Source organism: Rhizobium sp. P2_G9 (genome assembly GCF_056403475.1).
Window position 1 is genome coordinate 165,240 of the sequence record NZ_JBFUFK010000003.1, and the last position, 18,096, is coordinate 183,335.

Genomic DNA, 18,096 nt, shown 5'->3' on the forward strand with positions numbered 1-18,096 from the left:
CGTTTAGGGTTGCAAACGCCCATTTCCAACCCAGCCCTATGCCAGGCGAGATTCGTCATTGAAGCGATGCAGGTTAGCGTCGTCGAACCAGATCGCGGTCACGCTTCCGATGCGAACGTCGTGATTACCATCCATTTTGATGGTTAGCGTCCCGACCGAGGCCGTTTCGACATAGAGCAGCGTTTCCGACCCTAGATGCTCGACATGGCGGATACTGCCGTGCCAGCGGCCGTCGCCACCGATCTTCAGGTGTTCGGGGCGGATGCCGATCAGCTTGGCGCCAAGCACCTCTGCCTCCGGCCCCTCAATGAAATTCATCTTTGGTGAGCCGATGAAGCCGGCGACGAATGCTGTGGCCGGGCAGGAATAGAGATCCATCGGCGGACCGACCTGCTCGATCCGGCCGCCGTTCAGCACGACGATCTGATCCGCCATGGTCATCGCTTCCACTTGGTCGTGGGTGACATAGACCATGGTCGCCCCCAGGCGCTCATGCAGTTCGGCCAGTTCGACCCGCATCTGGGAACGCAAGGCCGCGTCGAGATTGGACAGCGGCTCATCAAACAGGAAGACCTTGGGTTTGCGAACGATGGCACGGCCGATGGCCACGCGTTGGCGCTGGCCGCCCGAGAGCTGGCGAGGCTTGCGGTCGAGAAGCGATGTCAGTTGCAGGATCGAAGCGGCTTCGGTCACCCGCGCGTCGAGCTCGACTTTCGCCAGTCCTGCCAGTTTGAGCCCGAAGCCGATATTGTCGGCGACGCTCATATGCGGGTAGAGCGCGTAGGACTGGAAAACCATGGCGATGCCGCGTTCGGAGGGATCCCGGTCGGTGACGTTCTCGCCGCCGATGGAAATCGAGCCGGAGGACACCTCCTCCAGCCCGGCAATCATTCGGAGCAATGTCGACTTGCCGCAGCCGGACGGACCGACCAGGACGGTAAAKGAACCGTCGCCTATCGTCAGGTCGAGCTCCGGGATGACCGTATGAGCGCCAAATCGCTTGGCGACGGATCTGAAATTGACATCAGCCATTCTGTCCTCCTGTTGTTTTGCGCCCGCGTCGCGGCTGCGGTTCAGGCGACATCCTTGAGCCTGGCCGCCTCGCGAAGGGTGACGGAAAGCGCGCCTGCCGGCTCTTCGGGGTAGAAGAGATTGGTGATCCAGACCCGTCCCCGATCGGCGCAGAGCTCCACCACCCCCTGGTCGACATAGAGCGTCAGATCGAGACCGCCTTCCGGCCAGTCGATCTCCACTTCATAGTCGTGGGCGAAATCCGGTATTGCATGCGTCGCGTCGCGGCTTGAGCGGATGCGGCCGTGCGCATGTGTATCCCGGATGAGGGTGAGATGCGGCGCCGCTTCGCCGAACAAGGCGATGGCTTGCTCCTCGCCCGGTTCGAGGCGGACAAGCGCCTCCCAGCGGTAGGTTCCGTTCGCGATATCCGGACGGTAACAGGCAAAGCGGCGGTGAACCGTGGTCGGCACGTGCATGGCCAGGCGCAGGCGTGCCGCGTCGCCAACCAGCCTGATTTCGCGCGGTAGCGTCATGACGCCGCGAAATGCCGTGGTCGGCGTCGCCCGTGCATAAAGCCAGTTGCTCGCCCAGGCGAGCGCGAGAGGCCGCCCCGCCTCGGCATCGAAGAAGGTCTGGGCGGCGTAGCAGTCACGGCCATGGTCGAGCCAGAGAATGGTGGAAGGCAGATTGGCGTTGCTGAAGGTCCTGCCGTCGAAGGCGCCGATGAAATACTGCGTGCCGGAACCTCCGGCATAAGCGCCGCCACCTATGCCGACGATCAGCGCCCAATGCTCGGACCCGTCGGGAGCGGCAAGCCTGATCAGGTCGGGACACTCCCATGGCCCCCCGCCGTGGCAGCCGTCATGGTCGCCGAAAGTGCTCAACGGTTCCCAGTCAACCAGGTTGGTCGACCCATAGAAACCGATCGTCTCGCCCATGGTCACCAGCATGACCCATTGCGCGCTCTCGGCATGCCAGATCACCTTAGGATCACGGAAAACCTCGAGGCCGGGATTGGCCAGGACCGGATTTCCGGGATCGACGGCGAAGGTCTGAAGCGACCGGTCGGCATGTACGAGGCGCTGGCTCTCGACATCGCGTCCGTCCGCCATCTGCCGGTGCGCGGTATAGAAGAGCTTGACCTCTTTTTCAGCCGTCTCGATGGCAGAGCCGGACCAGCAGGCGTCATCTGCGTCGGGCCGAAGGGCGACCGCGTGTTCCAGCCAATCGACCAGGTTTTCGCTGGACGCATGCCCCCAATGCATCGGGCCATGGCTGACGCTGTGCGGATCGTGCTGATAGAACAGATGATATCGGCCGTCGACGACGATCAACCCATTGGGATCGTTCATCCAACCGCTCGCCGGCGAAAAATGCAGGCGAGGGCGGTATTTCTCGGAAATGTCCATGGATTACCCCTTGACGCCCGAGCCCATGACCGAGGCGATGAACTGGCGTTGCATGATCAGAAAGAACAGGACGACAGGCACGGCCATGCAGACGGCGAAAGCCATGATGTTGCCCCAATAGGCCTGGTTGGTGCCGTAATAAGCAGACATCGCAACCGATAGCGGCCGATGTTCGGGACCGCGCGTCACCATGACCGGCCAGAGATAGGAGTTCCAGATCTCCAGGAACTGCAGCACGGCAATGGCCGAGATGACCGGCCGGGAAAGCGGCATGGCGACATAGCGGTAGATCTGGAAGAAGGAAAAGCCGTCGATCCGCGCCGCCTCGATCAATTCTTTCGGAAAGCGGGTGAAGAACTGGTAGAACAGGAAGATCGACATGGCATTGGCGACCCCAGGCACGATCTGCACCGTGTAGCCATCGATCAGATGCGCCCAGCCCGCCATCATCAGCTGCGGCAAAGCCAGGCTTTCCCACGGAATGGCAAGCGTCGCCAGGATGATGACCATCAGGGGCCGGCGCAGGCGGATGGTCCCCTGCGCGAGTACGAAGGCGGCCATCGAGTTGAGCAGGATGGAGAGGGTCAGTGTCGAAAAGGCGATCAGCGCCGTATTGGCAAGATAGCGGGCGAAGGGATGAACCGGATCGGTCCAGACCTGGATATAGTTGGTGAGCGAGACCACTTCGGGAATAAAGGATCTGAGCCGGCCCATCGACACGAGAATATCCTGCTCGTCGGGATTGAGGCTGATAGTCACGGCCATCATCAGTGGCAGCAAGACGCTGACGGCAAGGGCACAGGCGAAAAGGAACGGCATCGTGAGACGACGGCGGGCGACGGACATCAGGCTTCTCCCTCATTCCTGATCAAGCGGCGCTGGAGGAGTGCAATCGCCGACACGGCGAGGAAGAACATCACGGCTACGGAGGAGGCATAGCCGACCTTTTGCTGGGCGAAGCCTTGGGTATAGAGATATTGGATGATCGTCGTCGTGGCGCCGTTCGGACCGCCTTTGGTCAGGATGTTCACCTGGGTGAAGAGTTTCAGTGCGCCTACCGTGGTGATGATCAGCAGGAAGATGTTGACGTTGCGCAGGCCCGGCCAGGTGACGAAGCGAAACCGATGCCAGGCATTGGCGCCATCGATGCGGGCGGCCTCATACTGTTCTTCCGGTATATCCTGAAGGCCGGCGAGATAGATCAGCATCTGGTACGGAAAGGTCGCCCAGGCCGACAAAAGCACGATTGCCCCCATGGCAGTCATCGAATTGCCGAGGAAATCGACAAACACACTGTCGCCGGCAAACCATTGAACGATCGTGTTGAACGGGCCGTTGGGAATGCGATAGAGCACGGCCCAGATCGCCGCGATCACCGTCATCGGCAACAATAGCGGCAGGATCGCCACGGCGCGGAAAAAGGCGCGAAACGGAATGGCGCTGTTCAGGATCAGCGCGGTGCCAAGCGACATGGCCAGCTGGAGCGGCACGACGAGCAGCGCGAACAGCACGGTATTGCCGATCGCCTGCCAGAACAGAGGGTCGACCAGCACGCGCCCATAATTGCCGAGCCCGACGAATTTGGTGGGGATCGGTCGCGGCATGATGCGTTGATCGGTGAAGGAGAACCAGAAGGACAGCAGGAAGGGAACGATCACCAGGACCACCAGCAGGATGAATCCTGGCAGAAGCATTGCCCATTCCTGTCGCTGGCTGCGGGATTTGAGAGACATTACGACCTCGGTTCCGTTCGGCGGGACCGGCGGGCGCGGGAACCACGCTCGCCGGTCGGACTATTCTGAATTACTGCTTGCCGAAGGGCGGATAGCCACTGTTGTCGGCGATATCCTGGTCGATCGCCTTGGCGGCGCGGTCGAGCTCGGCCTTGACGTCGGCATTGCCGGTCAGGATGTTGACAATGGCTTGCGACCAGCTCGACGTCATCACCGGATAGGCCGGATGCACGGGTCGGACCATTGCGCAGCAGGCGCCCTGCTCGGCAAACAGCTCTCCCGGGGCACCCTTCTTGAAATTCTCCGTCAGGGGCAGTGCCGAAGTGCGCGACGGCGCATAGCCGGTAATGTTGGCATAGGCGGCCACCTGTTCCGTCGACATGGCGTAGTTGAGGAAAAGCTTGATATCCTTCAGGTCCTGCGCCTTGGCTGGAACAGCCCAGCTCCAGCCGCCATTCGGCGACTTCACGCCGTCAGGGCCGAATTTCGGCGCCGGAATCAGCACCAGGTCTTTGCCGAGTCCCTTGGCATAGGCCGGCCACATCCAGTTGCCGACCCAGGAGAGCGCCGAGGTCTTGTCGCCGTAGAATGTGTTGTCGCCGGCGCTGGCCGGAACGACCCATCCCTTCTTCACCCAGGATTGGACTTCGGAAAGAGCATCGACATTGGCCTTGGAATTGATCGTCCCTTCCGCGACCCAGGTCTTGCGGTCGACGAGATCGCCGCCATTGGACTCCACAAACGGAAGGAAGCCATAGGTCATCCATTCGCCGGCACCGTAGTTGAGCTTCAGATCGAGGGGCCAGCGGACACCGGGCACGGTCGCGAGCTTGGCCAGCGCGTCACGGAATTCGTCCCGGCTCCAGGCATTGTCCGGCGTGGTGGGAATGCGTACGCCCGCTTTTTCGAGCATCGACTTGTTGCCCCACAGGATGACGGAGGAGTCATACGGGCTGATGCTGTAGAGCGCGTTGGTCCGCGCGTAGGTCCCTTGTTCCCTGACGGAGGGCAGGAGATCGGCGAGCACTGAGGGATCGATGAGCGAGCCGATTGGCTGAAGCGTTCCGGCCCAGGCCATGCTCGCCATGTTGGGCCCATCGATCAGGACCACGTCGGGCAGGTCGCCGGATTGCGTGGCCGATTGGATCGCGTTGTTGATATTCGGCACCGGCACGACATCGGCGCTCACGTCCTCAGCCTTGAATTTGGCGTTGAACATATCCTTGAGCTGCTGGAAATAGGGCTTTTCGGTATCGCCATCGATCACCCAGACGGTGATCTTGCCTGCAAAGGCATGCGAAGCCGAAAGGCAGGCGGCAAGAGCCACGCCCGCAAAAAGAATGCGTTTCATCACGAACCTCCCCAGTGACCGCCGTCCATTGACAACGTGAGACAATTGAGTGTCAGAGTTGTCTCACGTTGTCAATTGGTGTTTTCAAGGACGTTTTGTCGCGACGTAGCCGGCTTTACATGGATGCGCGCTCGATGAAATGGCCCGCAAGGCGGAGGGTCAAGGCATCGCCCGGCCTGTCGATGGCATGCATCATCGCGCGCCGTCCCATCTCATAATAGGGCAGTTCCATGGTCGAAAGGCCCGGGCGCAGCAGGCTGGCGATCGGCTCGAGATTGTCGAAACTGGCGACGGCGACGTCACGGCCTACCCTCAGCCCCATCTCGGACAGCACCGAATAGACATCCATTGCGAGGGTATCCTGTCCGCAGAGGATGAGATCCGGCCGCTCAGGACCGGAAAACAGCCGCGGAAGGATCTGGTCGGAGATATATCTCGGCTGGTCGTCGTAGCCAGGCTTGGCGGCCGACTGGATCGAGCGCTTGACATCCAGCCCGCGGGCCGCCGCCGCCTCGATAAAGCCCTGGGCCCGCAACGAACTGGCGACAAGGTGGCCAGCCAGGTTGAGAAAGGCCGGGCGGCGGTAGCCCTTGTCGAAGATTATTGTGGCAAGATCGAAGCCAAGCTTGCGGTCATCGGGTATGACCGACGGCAGGCGCCCATCCGCATCGAAGCAGTTCAACAGCACATGCGGAATGCTGCTCGGCGAAACCCTCACTTCCTGATGGTAGATGGCGGCATAGATCACCGCTTCGGCCCGGAAGGCTGCCAGCTGGCTCTGCGCCAGGGACGCGGTGGCACTGTCGCGCTCGATATTGAACAGCATCATCTGCTTGCCGCGTTCCCAAGCGACATCCTGTGCACCCCGGATGAGTTCGATCGACGACGAGGTGGTTGCGACGCCGGCCGCGAGAAAGCCGATGATATTGCTCTTCTGCGAACGCATCATGCGCGCGGCTTGCGATGGCTCATAGCCAATTTCGGCGATGATTGCCTCGATGCGTGCACGCGTCCTGGCGTTGACGAGCGGATCGCCGTTTATGACGCGCGAAACCGTTTTCAAAGACGTTTTCGCCCGTTCCGCGATTTCCTTTTGCGATGCCATTTCCGAGCGGATTCCCACGCAGCCAGAAATATTGCCTTGGAGGCAGCAGGTGGATCGCCGGCCGCCGGCGATACTCACTCGCTAGTCTATATATTTTTTAGGGCATGTCGCAAAGTCTTTGGATGAACTCCATTTGGGACGTTTACAGGCAAAGTGCGCCGATCTGTCATAGAAGCGCCAGCCGATGCCGGTGGTCGGCGACGTGTCGATAGACGGCGAAAAATCTTTGCTCAGTCCGCAATCGGCACGAACATGCCGAGTTTGATGTCCTTCAGTACGACATTGGTATGAATACGCTTGATCTGGGGATTCTCCGACATCAGGTTGGCTGTGATCTCGTCATACTGCTCCACGTCACGCGCGGTGATGATCGCGACCAGGTCGACAGAGCCGGTGACATAATAGACTTGCTGGATATGCTCCTGCTTGGCCAGCCAGAGCCGGAATTTTGACAGCGCGTCGTAGTTCTCGCGTTCGATCTCCATGCCGGCGATGAACGTCATGGGGTTGCCGGCCACCTTGCGGTCGACAAGCGCGATCTCGGCCGTGATGATGCCGGAGTCGCGCATTCGCTTCAGGCGACGCTGGACAGCCGAAGCGGAGAGACCGACGAGGTCGCCGATGGCCTCGGCTTTCATCTGGCAGTCGACCTGGACGATGCCGAGAATCTTGCGGTCGAAGTCGTCAATCGGTTCCATGGTCTCATTCCCGGCAGTCGTTTCGGCGCACAATATGCACAGATTGCACGGCATGGCCGCAGAATTCAGCTGACAGGCGCCTAACTGCTTCCCAATCCACCGCTTTTACGTGGAATCTGCGCATTTGTTGTGGAGGCTTGGCAGAACGTCCAATCCTTTGGCCATTTTGCAAGCTTTCGACTGACACTCTGCACCCTCATCTTGTTGCCATCGTTCAGGATGAGGAGCCGACATGATCCAATACAACATCGCGCTTATCGGATTCGGTGGGGTCAATCGCGCCCTTGCCCAACTCGTGGCCGAGCGCAACGATCGCTGGCAGGCGGAGCTTGGCTTTCGGCTCAACATCGTTGCGGTCACCGACCTCAATCTCGGCTCCGTCGTTTCGGCAAACGGGATCGATCCGCGCATGCTTGTCGGGACGAAATTCGAAAGAGGCGGCTTTGCCAGGCTTTCCGGCGGCTCGGCGGAGGCGGACAATGAAAAGGTCATCCGGCATGCGCCTGCCGATATCGTCGCGGAAGCCACCTTCACCAACCCCGACAATGGCGAGCCGGCCGTGTCCCACTGCCGCTGGGCGCTTGAAAGCGGCAGGCATGTGGTCACCACCAACAAAGGCCCGGTCGCCCTTGCGGCCGACGAGCTCAAGACACTGGCCCGCCGTCATCATGTGTCTTTCGAATATGAAGGCGCGGTGATGAGCGGGACGCCGGTCATCCGCATGGCGAAGACCACGCTTGCCGGTGCCGGGCTTACCGGCTTCGAAGGCATTCTCAACGGCACCTCGAATTTCGTCCTGGGTCGCATGGAGGCGGGGCTCGGCTTCTCCGAAGCGGTGGGCGGGGCACAGGCACTCGGTTACGCCGAGGCCGATCCGACGGCTGATGTCGAAGGCCACGATGTGCGGCTCAAGGTGGTCATCCTGGCGAACGAACTCCTGGGTGGCGCGCTTAAACCAGCCGACGTCTCCTGCAAAGGGATCTCGTCGCTGACCGTATCGGACATCGAGGCTGCCGCGAAGGACGGCTGCCGCTGGAAGCTGATCGGCTCGGCCATCCGCCGTGAGAGCGGCCGGATCGAGGCCTGCGTCGCACCGCGGCGCCTGGCCCTCGACCATCCGCTCGCCGCGGTGGGTGGCGCCGTCAATGCGGTTTGCTTCGCCACCGACATGCTTGGCGCTGTTACGGTCACCGGCCCTGGAGCCGGGCGGATCGAAACGGCCTACGCACTTCTCTCCGACATCGTCGCCATCCACCGTACAGCGCCGGCTCGCATGACGAAGGAAGCCGCAGAATGACCGCCGCAAAGCCCAGGAGCATTCCGGATGTGGAAGAACTTCCTGTTCTCAACCCCTATGACGGCTCGCTGGTCGGGTGCATCGAGGTAAGCAGACACGACGATGTGGATACACTCCTTGCTCGCGCCAGGAAGGGGGCGGCGCTGTCGCGTGCACTGCCGCGCCATCAGCGGGCGTCCATCCTGGAAAAAGCAGCAAGGCTTGTCGACGAGCGCTGCGAGGACTTCGCCCGCACCATCGTCAGCGAGGCCGGCAAGACGATTGTCCAGGCGCGCAAGGAGACGTTGCGCTGCGTCAACACGCTGAGGCTCTCCGCGGAGGAGGCCAGGCGCAATGCCGGAGAGATCGTGCCGTTCGATGCCTTTGCAGGTTCCGAAGCGCGCCAGGGCTGGTTCACACGCGAGCCACTCGGCATCGTCGCTGCCATCACGCCTTACAACGACCCGCTGAACCTCGTGGCACACAAGCTCGGCCCCGCCATAGCCGGCGGCAATGCGGTCCTGTTGAAGCCGTCGGAACTTGCGCCATTTTCGGCTGTCAAACTGGTCAAGGCGCTGGTCGAGGCCAGCTTGCCGGAAACGATCATCACTATTGCGATCGGCGGTGCGGATCTTGGGCGCGCCATTGTTTCGGCCAGGGACGTCCGGATGGTGTCGTTTACCGGAGGCTTTGCGACCGGCGAGGCAATCTCCCGGTCCGCCGGGCTGAAGAAACTGGCCATGGATCTCGGTGGCAATGCCCCGGTTATCGTGATGGCGGACTGCGATATCGGCAAGGCAGTGGCAAGCTGCATATCGGGCGCCTTCTGGGCGGCCGGTCAGAACTGCATCGGCACGCAGCGCATCCTCGTTCAAGCCCCCTGTTATGACCACTTCCGTGAGGCGTTCGTGGCCGGCACAGCCGGGCTCAGGACCGGTGATCCTTGCCGCGAGGAGACGGATGTCGGGCCGATGATCTCGCCGGCTGCGGCCGAACGCGCGGAAGCCGCGGTCGATGAAGCGATTGGCGCCGGAGCGCGGCTTCTCTGCGGACATCGGCGCAGGCACGCACTCTACAGTCCGACCGTCTTGGAGGATGTTTCGCATGCAAGCCGGCTCTGGCGGGAGGAGATCTTCGCGCCGGTGGTCACGCTCGAACGTTTCGAGACGCTTGCCGACGCGATCCGCATGGCCAACGAACCGGACTACAGCCTGCATGCCGGCATCTTCACCAACAATCTCGCCGATGCGCTGGAAGCGGCGGCCGGTATAGAAGCGGGCGGGGTGATGATCAACGACTCATCGGACTACCGCTTCGACGCCATGCCCTTCGGGGGCTTCAAGCATGGCAGCATGGGACGCGAAGGCGTGCGTTTTGCCTATGAAGATATGACCCAGCCAAAGGTGATCTGCATCAACCGCGGCTAATATGCGGAAAGTCCGCAGCAAGCGCACAATGATGCAGGAAAAAATTTCAAAAGTGGCAAATTGCGCAGCCGGGCCGCGCGCGCGGACGATAAACTCCGTGAAAACAAATCCACCCAGAACTGGGGAACCACGTGAATGACGAGCGACATTTCCTGCGCGTTGCGCGTGGACGACGTATACAAGAGCTACGGCTCCCATGAAGTGCTGAAAGGCATTTCTCTTGTCGCAAGAAAGGGCGCTGTCATCTCGCTGATCGGTTCCTCCGGTTCCGGCAAGAGCACCTTTCTCCGCTGCATCAATTTTCTCGAAATTCCCGACCGCGGCCGCTTCGTCGTCAATGGCGAGGAAGTGCTGATGAAGGCGGATCGGGATGGCCGCGCCCATCCCGCCAACTGGCGGCAGGTGGAGCGCATTCGCACTGGCCTCGGCATGGTTTTTCAGAGTTTCAACCTCTGGGCTCACATGACCGTGCTCGAAAATGTCATCGAAGCGCCGATGTATGTCCTCGGCATGAGCCGCAGGGAAGCGACCGAGAAAGCGGACGCCCTGCTGCAGAAGGTCGGCCTTTATGAGAAGCGCAATGTCTACCCGGCCTTTCTGTCAGGCGGCCAGCAGCAGCGCGCTTCCATTGCGCGCGCACTCTGCGTCGACCCATCGGTCATGCTGTTCGACGAGCCGACATCGGCGCTCGATCCCGAGCTTGTCGGGGAAGTGCTGAAAGTCATCCGCGATCTTGCCGAGGAGGGCCGCACGATGCTGCTGGTCACGCATGAGATGAAATTTGCCCGCGACGTTTCCAGCCACGTGATGTTCCTTCACCAGGGCCGGGTGGAGGAGGAGGGCCCGCCGAAGCAGATCTTCGGTGCGCCCGCCAGTGCGCGGTGCCGGGAATTCACCAGCGCGTCGCGTCACTGACGCCGCGCGCTCGCCAATCGAAAAGAAGGGGAATGAAGATGAAGACTGCGATCTACCTTGCTGCCGGAGCGATGCTCCTTGTCTCTGCCGCCGGCGCAAGTGCCGACGTGCGCTTCGGCGTCATGAACGAAGCCTACCCGCCGTTCTTTACCAAGGACGCCAGCGGAAAATGGGTCGGTTGGGAAATCGAGCTGATGGATGCCGTCTGCGCCGAGATGAAGGAGAAATGCTCCATCGTCGACATGTCCTGGGATGGTCTGATCCCCGGTCTTCAATCCAAGAAGTTCGACGTCATCTGGTCGTCGATGTCCATCACCGACGAGCGCAAGAAAGCGATCGCCTTCACCGACAAATATTACAACACGCCGAGCAAGCTGATCGGCGCGCAGGGTGCCAAGGCCGGTACCGATGTCGCCGATGTGACGGGCAAGACGATCGGCATCCAGGTTTCGACGATCCAGTCTGAATATTACAAGAAATACTATGCGAGCGCGGCATCCGAAAAGACCTATGCGACGCTGGACGAGGCGTTCCAGGACCTCGCCGTCGGCCGCGTCGATTATGTTTTCGGCGATTCCATTCCATTGATGACCTTCCTCCATTCCGATTTCGGCAAGGGCTGCTGCGCCGACATGGGCAATGTCAAAGACGATCCGGAGGTTCTCGGACAGGGCATCGGCGGCGGCCTGCGCAAGGAGGATACCGCACTCCTCGCCAAGCTGAACGCCGCCATCGCCGCCGTCAGGGCGAGCGGAAAATACGCTGAAATCTCCAAGAAATATTTCGATTTCGACCCCTACGGCGAGTGATCCCGAAGGGCGGGCGCCGTTGCGGCGTCCTGCCCTCGTCCATCCTCCTCAAGACGATAGCGCTTGAGCGGCAGCGACCTCGTCGGTTGCCCAGGAACAGTCTCCATGTCGACAAATCCATCCCTTCTGGCACTGCTTTCTCCCTATCCGCCGGGATGGGGCGGGGTGCTGCTCTCGGGCGCGGTATCCACCATCCTGATCTCGCTCGGCGCCTACCTTGTCGGCATGCTGATCGGGCTTGCAGGTGCGATAGGCAAACTCAAGGGCGGCCGCGCCGTCCGCGTCCTTCTGGATTTCTATAYGACGGCCATGCGCGCCGTTCCGGAGCTGATCCTGATCATCGGCCTCTACTATGCGGGGACCGACGGCATCAACAGGCTGCTTTCGACTTTCGGCTTCCCATCGATCGAGATCAACGGCTTCCTTGCCGCCGTCATGGTGCTAGGGATCGTGCAGGGCGCCTATATGACGGAAGTGCTGCGCGGTGCGATCCTCGCCATTCCCGTCGGCCAGATCGAGGCGGCCAGCGCTTTCGGCATGCGGCCCTGGCTGCGGTTCCGGCGCATCGTGCTCCCGGCGCTGATGCCGAATGCGCTGCCCGGCATGGCCAATCTCTGGATGTCCGTGACCAAGGACAGCGCACTGATCGCCGTCGTCGGCTACCAGGAACTGGCGCTCGCCACGCGGCTCGCTGCCGGCAATACCAAGCACTATTTCCTGTTCTTCTTCGCCGCCGCCATCCTCTACCTGATGATCACCCTCTTCTCCAACGTCGTGTTCGCCAGTCTTGAAACCTATTTCCGGCGCGGACAGCCGAAACCGGTCTGAGGAGACAAGCGATGGATTTTTCATGGGTCTCCAATTATTGGCCGCTGATCGTCGCCGGCGCGGAACAGACGCTGTTGCTGCTCATCATTTCGGTCGGGTTCGGCTTTATCCTGGCGATCGGCCTGGCGCTGGCGCAGGTGGGCGGCCCATTATGGCTGCGCGCCTGTGCAAAGGCCTATTGCACATGTTTTCGCGGGACGCCGCTGCTCATCCAGTTGTGGCTGCTTTACTACGGCGTCGGGTCTTTCCTGCCGATGATCCCCGGCTTGCGCGCAAGCTTCCTGTGGCCGATCGTGCGCGAGGGCTTCTTCTTCGCGGCGGTGAGCTTCACGCTCAATTATGCCGCCTATGAGGCTGAGGTGCTGCGCGGCGCGCTGCTCGCCGTGCCGAAGGGCGAGCTGGAGGCAGGACGCGCCTTCGGCATGACCCGCTGGACGCTGCTGCGCCGCATCTGGCTGCCGCGGGCGATCCGCATCGCGCTGCCGACCATCGGCGGCGAAGTGGTGCTGCAGCTGAAAGCAACGCCGCTTGCCTTCACCGTTACGGTGATGGATCTCTATGCCGTGGCCTACAAGGTCAGGCAGGACACGCTGCTGGTCTACGAGCCCCTGATCGTCGTCACCGTCTTCTATGTCTGCCTCACCCTTGTCATCACGCGCGCCTTCCGCTTCGTCGAGATGCAAGTGCCGATACGGCGCTGAAATCGATCGGGCTATCCCGGCATTTGGCCTGACACGCGCATTTGCCGCGCAAATCGCGTCTCCTTGGCCGCGTTTGGACCGCAGACAGAGCGATTGTGCGGCTGAAAACGATGCCATTGCTCTAAAATTCCACGGAATGAAATCGCGAGGAGGACCTGATGACCGCAACGAATCTCTCACATCTTCCGGCCCCACATCTCCCGGCTTATGGCGCCGAGTTTCCCAAGCAGGCGCCTGGCGCGAATGCGGGTCTCAGCCGCGACACCTTGGCGCTGAGCGCCGGACTTGTCATCGATCCCGCGACGCAGGCGATCGCGCCGAACATTTCCATGTCCGTCAACAATGTGCTGCTGCCGGGCGCCGGCGCTTTTTCGGCCGATGGCGTGGATGACCTGACCGCACTGCCCTTTCTCTACGCGCGCTGGACCAATCCGACGGTGCGCCAGCTTGAACAACGGCTCGCCGCACTCGAAGGCGCCGACGATGCGGTGGCGACGGCGACCGGCGTCGCGGCAATCGGAGCTACATTCCTCACCTTCCTGAAGAAGGGCGATCACCTGATTCTCAGCGATGTCTGTTATGCCGGCGCCAACGAACTGGCGCGGCGCATCCTGCCGGATTACGGCATCGAGGTGACGCCGGTGAACATGTCGCGGCCAGAGGACGTTGCGGCCGCTTTCCAGCCCAATACCAGGCTCGTTCACTGCGAAAGCCCGTGCAATCCGATCCTGCGCCTCACGGATCTTGCCGCCATTGCCGGGCTTGCGCGACAGCACGGCGCGCTGATGTCGGTCGATTCGACGCTTGCCACACCTGTTGCCACGCAACCGCTTCTGCTGGGCGCGGACCTCGTCATCCATTCGCTGACGAAATTCATCAATGGCCATGGCGATGCGCTCGGTGGCGTGGTCTGTGGGCGCAAAGAGCTCGTCGAGAAAATCCGCTCGCGCGCCGGCGTCTATCTCGGGGCCTCGATGCCGGCGATGAACGCCTGGCTCATCCTGCGCGGCATCGACACGCTCTTTCCCCGCCTGCGGACGATCTCGGAGACGGCGATCCGGGTCGCGACCTTCCTGCAACGCCATCCCATGGTCACGACCGTGACCTATCCCGGCCTTGCCTCCCACCCGCAGCACGACCTGGCGAAGCGGCAGATGGAGGTATTCGGCGGCATCGTGACCTTCCAGGTAAAGGAACCGGGCAAGATGGCCCAGCAACTTGCCGAGCGTCTCAAGGTCGCTCACTACGCCTTCTCGCTCGGCCATCAGCGCTCGATCGTCGTGCTGCTCGATACCGAGGAGATGATGAACACGACATACCAGCTCGCCGGCGACCAGCTCGCAGACTATCGGCGTTTTGCCGGCGACGGCGTGTTCCGGCTGTCCGTGGGACTGGAGGCACCGAGTGATCTGATCGCCGATCTCGACCAGGCGCTTTCGGGTTGAATGGCTGGGCAGGGAGGACGCTGCAAGGCGCCAACGCGGCAGCGATTGAGCTGCGCGAGGCGGAGCAGCACTGACGGAAAGGAAGCGATGGCAGTTTTCACGGATCTTTCGGAGACCGACTGCGAGTGGATCGCCGAAGCTTATCGCCTGGGGCGGCTGACCTCGGTGATCGGCATTGCCGATGGCGATGCCGAAACCACTTTCCTTTTCCGCTCCGAGCGAGGCGAGTTCATCGTCACGGTGTTTGAAGGCGGCGCCGATGCCTTCGATCTCGAACGCGCCTTCCGCACGATGGAAACGCTCGCCGCCGGCGGCATACCCTGTCCCGCGACCTTCCGCACCGATGCGGGTGCGGCGACCATAACGCTGTCGGGTAAGCTGATCGCGGTCGTCGGCTTCGTGCCGGGGTCTCCGCCGAACGAGGTCACGCCCGGAAAATGCCAGGCGCTCGGGAGCTGCGCTGCCCATATTCACCAGACGCTGAAGCTTTCCACGGAGGCCAGGCTGCCAGGCCTGCCGAAGGGCGCCGTGCATGGTGCACTCCATCGCGACAACGTCTTCTTTCTCGGAGAGGCGGTCAGCGGCGTCATCAATTTCCGCCTCCGTCATGACGACCTGCTGATCGCGGAGCTTGCCGATCTGCTGCTGCATTGGGCTGCCCAGGCTGACGGTACACTCGACGAGGTGCTCGCTGGTGCACTGCTTGCCGGATATGAAGAAATCCGCCCCCTCAATCAGGCGGAACGGCAGGCCTTGCCAGCCTTCATTTTGGCAGCCGCCGCCACCTCGCTTGCGCGCAATGACCGGATTGCCGATCTCGAAGCGTCTGCACTTCGGGCCTTCGTCTCGGCCACCGCCTGCATTGCGGAGATGCGGGCATGAAGCGTATTCTCGACCGCTCCGACGAGCGCATTCTCGCCGAGCTGACCCGCAATGCCCGGATCGCGCATGCGGAGCTGGCCGAGAAAATCAACCTGTCGCGCAATGCAGTGCGCCAGCGCATAGAGCGGCTGGAGCGCGATGGCCTGATCCAGGGCTATACGATCGTCGCGGGCGAGGGAACGCCGCGCGCCTCGGCCATTGCCGCAATGATGTTCGTCTATCGTCATGACCGCATGCGTGGCGGCGACGTCATCCAGGCGCTCAAGCGCCTGCCGGAAGTCGTGTCCTGCGACGTCATGAGCGGGGAATTCGACCTCGTCGTCCGGGTCGAAGCAGGTGCTGCGGACCGCATTCGCGAAATCTGGCAGGACGTTTCAAATCTGCCCGGCGTGCGCGACACGCTGACGGCATTCGCACTGTCTTCAATGATAAAACGCTGACTTAAACGGAAGGGTAAGCTGTGAAATCCATTAGAATCCTCGACGGCGGCATGAGCCGTGAGCTCGTCCGCCTCGGTGCGGAACTCAAGCAGCCGGAATGGTCCGCGCTCGCCCTGATGGAGAGCCCGGAGCTTGTCCGGCGCGTGCATGAGGAGTTCATCGCCGCCGGCGCCGATGTCGTCACCACCAATAGTTACGCGCTGGTGCCGTTTCATATCGGCGAGCAACGGTTCCGCGACGACGGCCGCAGGCTGATTGCGCTTGCGGGACAACTGGCTCGCGAAGCCGCCGATGCGGCGGGAGACCGCAAGGTGCTTGTCGCGGGATCGCTGCCCCCGATTTTCGGCTCCTACGAGCCGCAGCTCTTCAGGCCGGACCTCGTGCAGGACTATCTCGATGTGCTGGTCGAGGAACTCGCGCCCTTCGTCGACATCTGGCTGGGAGAGACGCTGAGCCTGATGGCGGAGGGCGAGGCCGTGCAGCATGCGGTGGCGGGCACCGGCAAACCCCTGTGGATTTCTTTCACGCTCGATGATGCGCCGGGCGCCGAGACACGGCCGGCGGCCCTGCGTTCCGGCGAAAGCGTTGCCGATGCTGCGCGCTGGATTGCCGGATCGGGCGCTTCGGCGCTGCTCTTCAACTGCAGCCGCCCGGAAGTCATGCAGCGCGCCGTCGAGCAGGCGGTCGCTGCCATTGCCGGGGAAGGGCGCCCCATCGAGATCGGCGTCTATGCCAATGCCTTCACCTCGGAGGAAGATGGCGCAGCCAATGAGACGCTGCACGCGACCCGCGACGACCTTTCGGGCGACCGTTATTCCGGATTCGCCTGCGACTGGGTGGAGAGTGGCGCGACAATGATCGGCGGCTGCTGCGGCATCGGCGCGTCGCATATCCGTTGCCTCGCAGCCCGATTAAGGGCAAATGGAGAATAGGTGTTCTCCGGCCCTGTCACCGCTGTCGGTGTCGAAACCCGGCTTGTGACGGCCCTTTCTCATTCATTCCTTGGATTTGTCCTGCGCCGCGCCGGTCGTCGATCTCGTATGGCCGATGAAGCGACCGTAAAGGGCTGATACCCTGGTTACCCGTTCCTCCACCGACGGCCCGATCTGGTTGAACACTCCGTTGAGGAGCAGCGAGATCAGGCCGGCGATCGGCGCGGGCGAATCCCAGAATTGGTTGAGATCGGTTTGTACCGAGAACATCTCGCTCGCGACGTCCCGGCCCCAATCGCAATAGGAATCAGTGATCAGGGTCACCGGCACGCCCAATTTCTTCGCCTCCGCCGCGAGCCGCTGAGCAAGCACTGAGTAGTGTCTGAGCTCGATGATCACCAGGGCCGCATTCTTCGGCTCGGAAAGCAGAAGATCCGTGAAGGTGCCGCCGGCGAGATCGAGCAGGCGCACGCCTGGCCGAAGATATTCGAGCTGGTGCGCCAGCAAATCCCCCAGGCCGCGTTCGGTCTGAAATGCCGCGATGAAAACATGCGGCACATGCGCCAGGCGCTCGACGACCTGCCGCCATTCTTCAGTCTGGGCGATTTCGTAGTTCCGCACAATGGCGGCGATTTCCATCTGTAGTCCATCGGCCAGCGCGCCGTCACCGGCAAGGCTGCGTTCACGATAGTCTCGCAGGCGGTCGCCGATCAGCCAGGGACTGTTTCCGATGTCGCCCTTCAGCGATGTCTTCAGCTCCTTGAAGTGCCGGAAGCCCAAGGCGCGGCAGAACCGTCCGACGGAGGGCTCGCTGACCCCGGCCTTTTCGCCGAGCGACGCCGCAGTCTCGAAAGGCAGGCTTTCCAGATTGGCAAGCATATAGGTCGCGAGCACCTTTTCGACCTTGCTGGCACCCTGCGATAGCTCGACCAAGCGCTCCCTTACATTCCCGTCCGTCATGTCTCGCTTCCGTCGTCTGGGTTTCCAGTTTCGGGCGTTTTCTATCATGATGTCAATATAAGAAAGTTTTCGGTCATGGATCGGCCGTGTCGGCACTTATGGATGCAGCAAGCATCTCCTTGAAGGCCAGATGGAAATGCAGGCGGCGTTTCGACTCTCTCAGGTTCAGCG

Annotated in this window: 18 protein-coding genes; 10 read left to right on the forward strand and 8 right to left on the reverse strand. The window is 61.7% G+C overall.

Annotated features, from left to right (window positions below; genetic code table 11):
• Window positions 1-36: 36 nt before the first annotated feature.
• The 7 genes from AC1DYF_RS03880 to AC1DYF_RS03910 all read right to left on the reverse strand — a co-directional run bounded on the left by AC1DYF_RS03880 (window position 37) and on the right by AC1DYF_RS03910 (window position 7,310).
• Window positions 37-1,032 carry an ABC transporter ATP-binding protein gene (locus AC1DYF_RS03880; protein WP_477875355.1) on the reverse strand — a complete coding sequence of 332 codons (996 nt, stop codon included), beginning with the start codon at window positions 1,030-1,032 and terminating at the stop codon, window positions 37-39.
• A gap of 41 nt (window positions 1,033-1,073) precedes the next feature.
• Entirely contained in the window at window positions 1,074-2,423 is a 1,350-nt protein-coding gene (locus AC1DYF_RS03885) for a glycoside hydrolase family 32 protein (RefSeq protein WP_477875356.1), read from the reverse strand.
• 3 nt (window positions 2,424-2,426) lie between these two features.
• Window positions 2,427-3,269, reverse strand: a complete 843-nt coding sequence (locus AC1DYF_RS03890; protein WP_477875357.1) for a carbohydrate ABC transporter permease — start codon at window positions 3,267-3,269, stop codon at window positions 2,427-2,429.
• Window positions 3,269-4,117, reverse strand: coding sequence for a carbohydrate ABC transporter permease (locus tag AC1DYF_RS03895; protein WP_477875358.1), 849 nt, complete (start codon window positions 4,115-4,117; stop codon window positions 3,269-3,271). Before AC1DYF_RS03895 ends, AC1DYF_RS03890 begins: the two co-directional genes overlap by 1 nt.
• A 109-nt stretch (window positions 4,118-4,226) precedes the next feature.
• On the reverse strand, window positions 4,227-5,507 hold the full coding sequence (locus AC1DYF_RS03900) for an ABC transporter substrate-binding protein (RefSeq protein ID WP_477875359.1): 1,281 nt from the start codon (window positions 5,505-5,507) through the stop codon (window positions 4,227-4,229).
• A gap of 115 nt (window positions 5,508-5,622) precedes the next feature.
• Entirely contained in the window at window positions 5,623-6,612 is a 990-nt protein-coding gene (locus tag AC1DYF_RS03905) for a LacI family DNA-binding transcriptional regulator (protein WP_477875360.1), read from the reverse strand.
• A 230-nt stretch (window positions 6,613-6,842) separates the two neighbouring features.
• On the reverse strand, window positions 6,843-7,310 hold the full coding sequence (locus AC1DYF_RS03910) for an Lrp/AsnC family transcriptional regulator (protein ID WP_477875361.1): 468 nt from the start codon (window positions 7,308-7,310) through the stop codon (window positions 6,843-6,845).
• 232 nt (window positions 7,311-7,542) lie between these two features.
• On the opposite strand from AC1DYF_RS03910, the gene AC1DYF_RS03915 reads away from it, so the two are divergent.
• The 10 genes from AC1DYF_RS03915 (at window position 7,543) to AC1DYF_RS03960 (ending at window position 16,965) form a co-directional block, all read left to right on the forward strand.
• Window positions 7,543-8,607: a homoserine dehydrogenase gene (locus AC1DYF_RS03915; RefSeq protein ID WP_477875362.1), complete on the forward strand. Its 1,065-nt coding sequence runs from the start codon at window positions 7,543-7,545 to the stop codon at window positions 8,605-8,607.
• On the forward strand, window positions 8,604-10,013 hold the full coding sequence (locus AC1DYF_RS03920; RefSeq protein ID WP_477875363.1) for an aldehyde dehydrogenase family protein: 1,410 nt from the start codon (window positions 8,604-8,606) through the stop codon (window positions 10,011-10,013). The genes AC1DYF_RS03915 and AC1DYF_RS03920 overlap by 4 nt, the downstream gene beginning before the upstream one ends.
• Before the next feature lie 135 nt (window positions 10,014-10,148).
• Window positions 10,149-10,928, forward strand: a complete 780-nt coding sequence (locus tag AC1DYF_RS03925; protein ID WP_477875364.1) for an ABC transporter ATP-binding protein — start codon at window positions 10,149-10,151, stop codon at window positions 10,926-10,928.
• Window positions 10,929-10,966: 38 nt separating this feature from the next.
• Window positions 10,967-11,737: a transporter substrate-binding domain-containing protein gene (locus AC1DYF_RS03930; protein ID WP_477875449.1), complete on the forward strand. Its 771-nt coding sequence runs from the start codon at window positions 10,967-10,969 to the stop codon at window positions 11,735-11,737.
• A gap of 105 nt (window positions 11,738-11,842) precedes the next feature.
• The gene (locus tag AC1DYF_RS03935) at window positions 11,843-12,565 is read left to right on the forward strand and encodes an ABC transporter permease (protein WP_477875365.1); all 723 of its coding nucleotides are present in this window, start codon (window positions 11,843-11,845) and stop codon (window positions 12,563-12,565) included.
• A gap of 11 nt (window positions 12,566-12,576) precedes the next feature.
• Entirely contained in the window at window positions 12,577-13,266 is a 690-nt protein-coding gene (locus AC1DYF_RS03940) for an ABC transporter permease (protein ID WP_477875366.1), read from the forward strand.
• 158 nt (window positions 13,267-13,424) lie between these two features.
• A complete protein-coding gene (locus tag AC1DYF_RS03945) occupies window positions 13,425-14,711 on the forward strand; it encodes a trans-sulfuration enzyme family protein (protein WP_477875367.1) in 1,287 nt (428 codons plus the stop codon).
• An 87-nt stretch (window positions 14,712-14,798) separates the two neighbouring features.
• Entirely contained in the window at window positions 14,799-15,593 is a 795-nt protein-coding gene (locus tag AC1DYF_RS03950; RefSeq protein WP_477875368.1) for a phosphotransferase, read from the forward strand.
• Window positions 15,590-16,033, forward strand: a complete 444-nt coding sequence (locus tag AC1DYF_RS03955; RefSeq protein ID WP_477875369.1) for an Lrp/AsnC family transcriptional regulator — start codon at window positions 15,590-15,592, stop codon at window positions 16,031-16,033. Before AC1DYF_RS03950 ends, AC1DYF_RS03955 begins: the two co-directional genes overlap by 4 nt.
• 20 nt (window positions 16,034-16,053) lie before the next feature.
• Entirely contained in the window at window positions 16,054-16,965 is a 912-nt protein-coding gene (locus AC1DYF_RS03960) for a homocysteine S-methyltransferase family protein (protein ID WP_477875370.1), read from the forward strand.
• Window positions 16,966-17,028: 63 nt separating this feature from the next.
• Here AC1DYF_RS03960 and AC1DYF_RS03965 read toward each other — a convergent pair whose 3' ends face one another.
• Complete coding sequence (locus tag AC1DYF_RS03965; RefSeq protein WP_477875371.1) at window positions 17,029-17,925, reverse strand: MurR/RpiR family transcriptional regulator; 897 nt, start codon at window positions 17,923-17,925, stop codon at window positions 17,029-17,031.
• Between the last annotated feature and the right edge of the window lie 171 nt (window positions 17,926-18,096).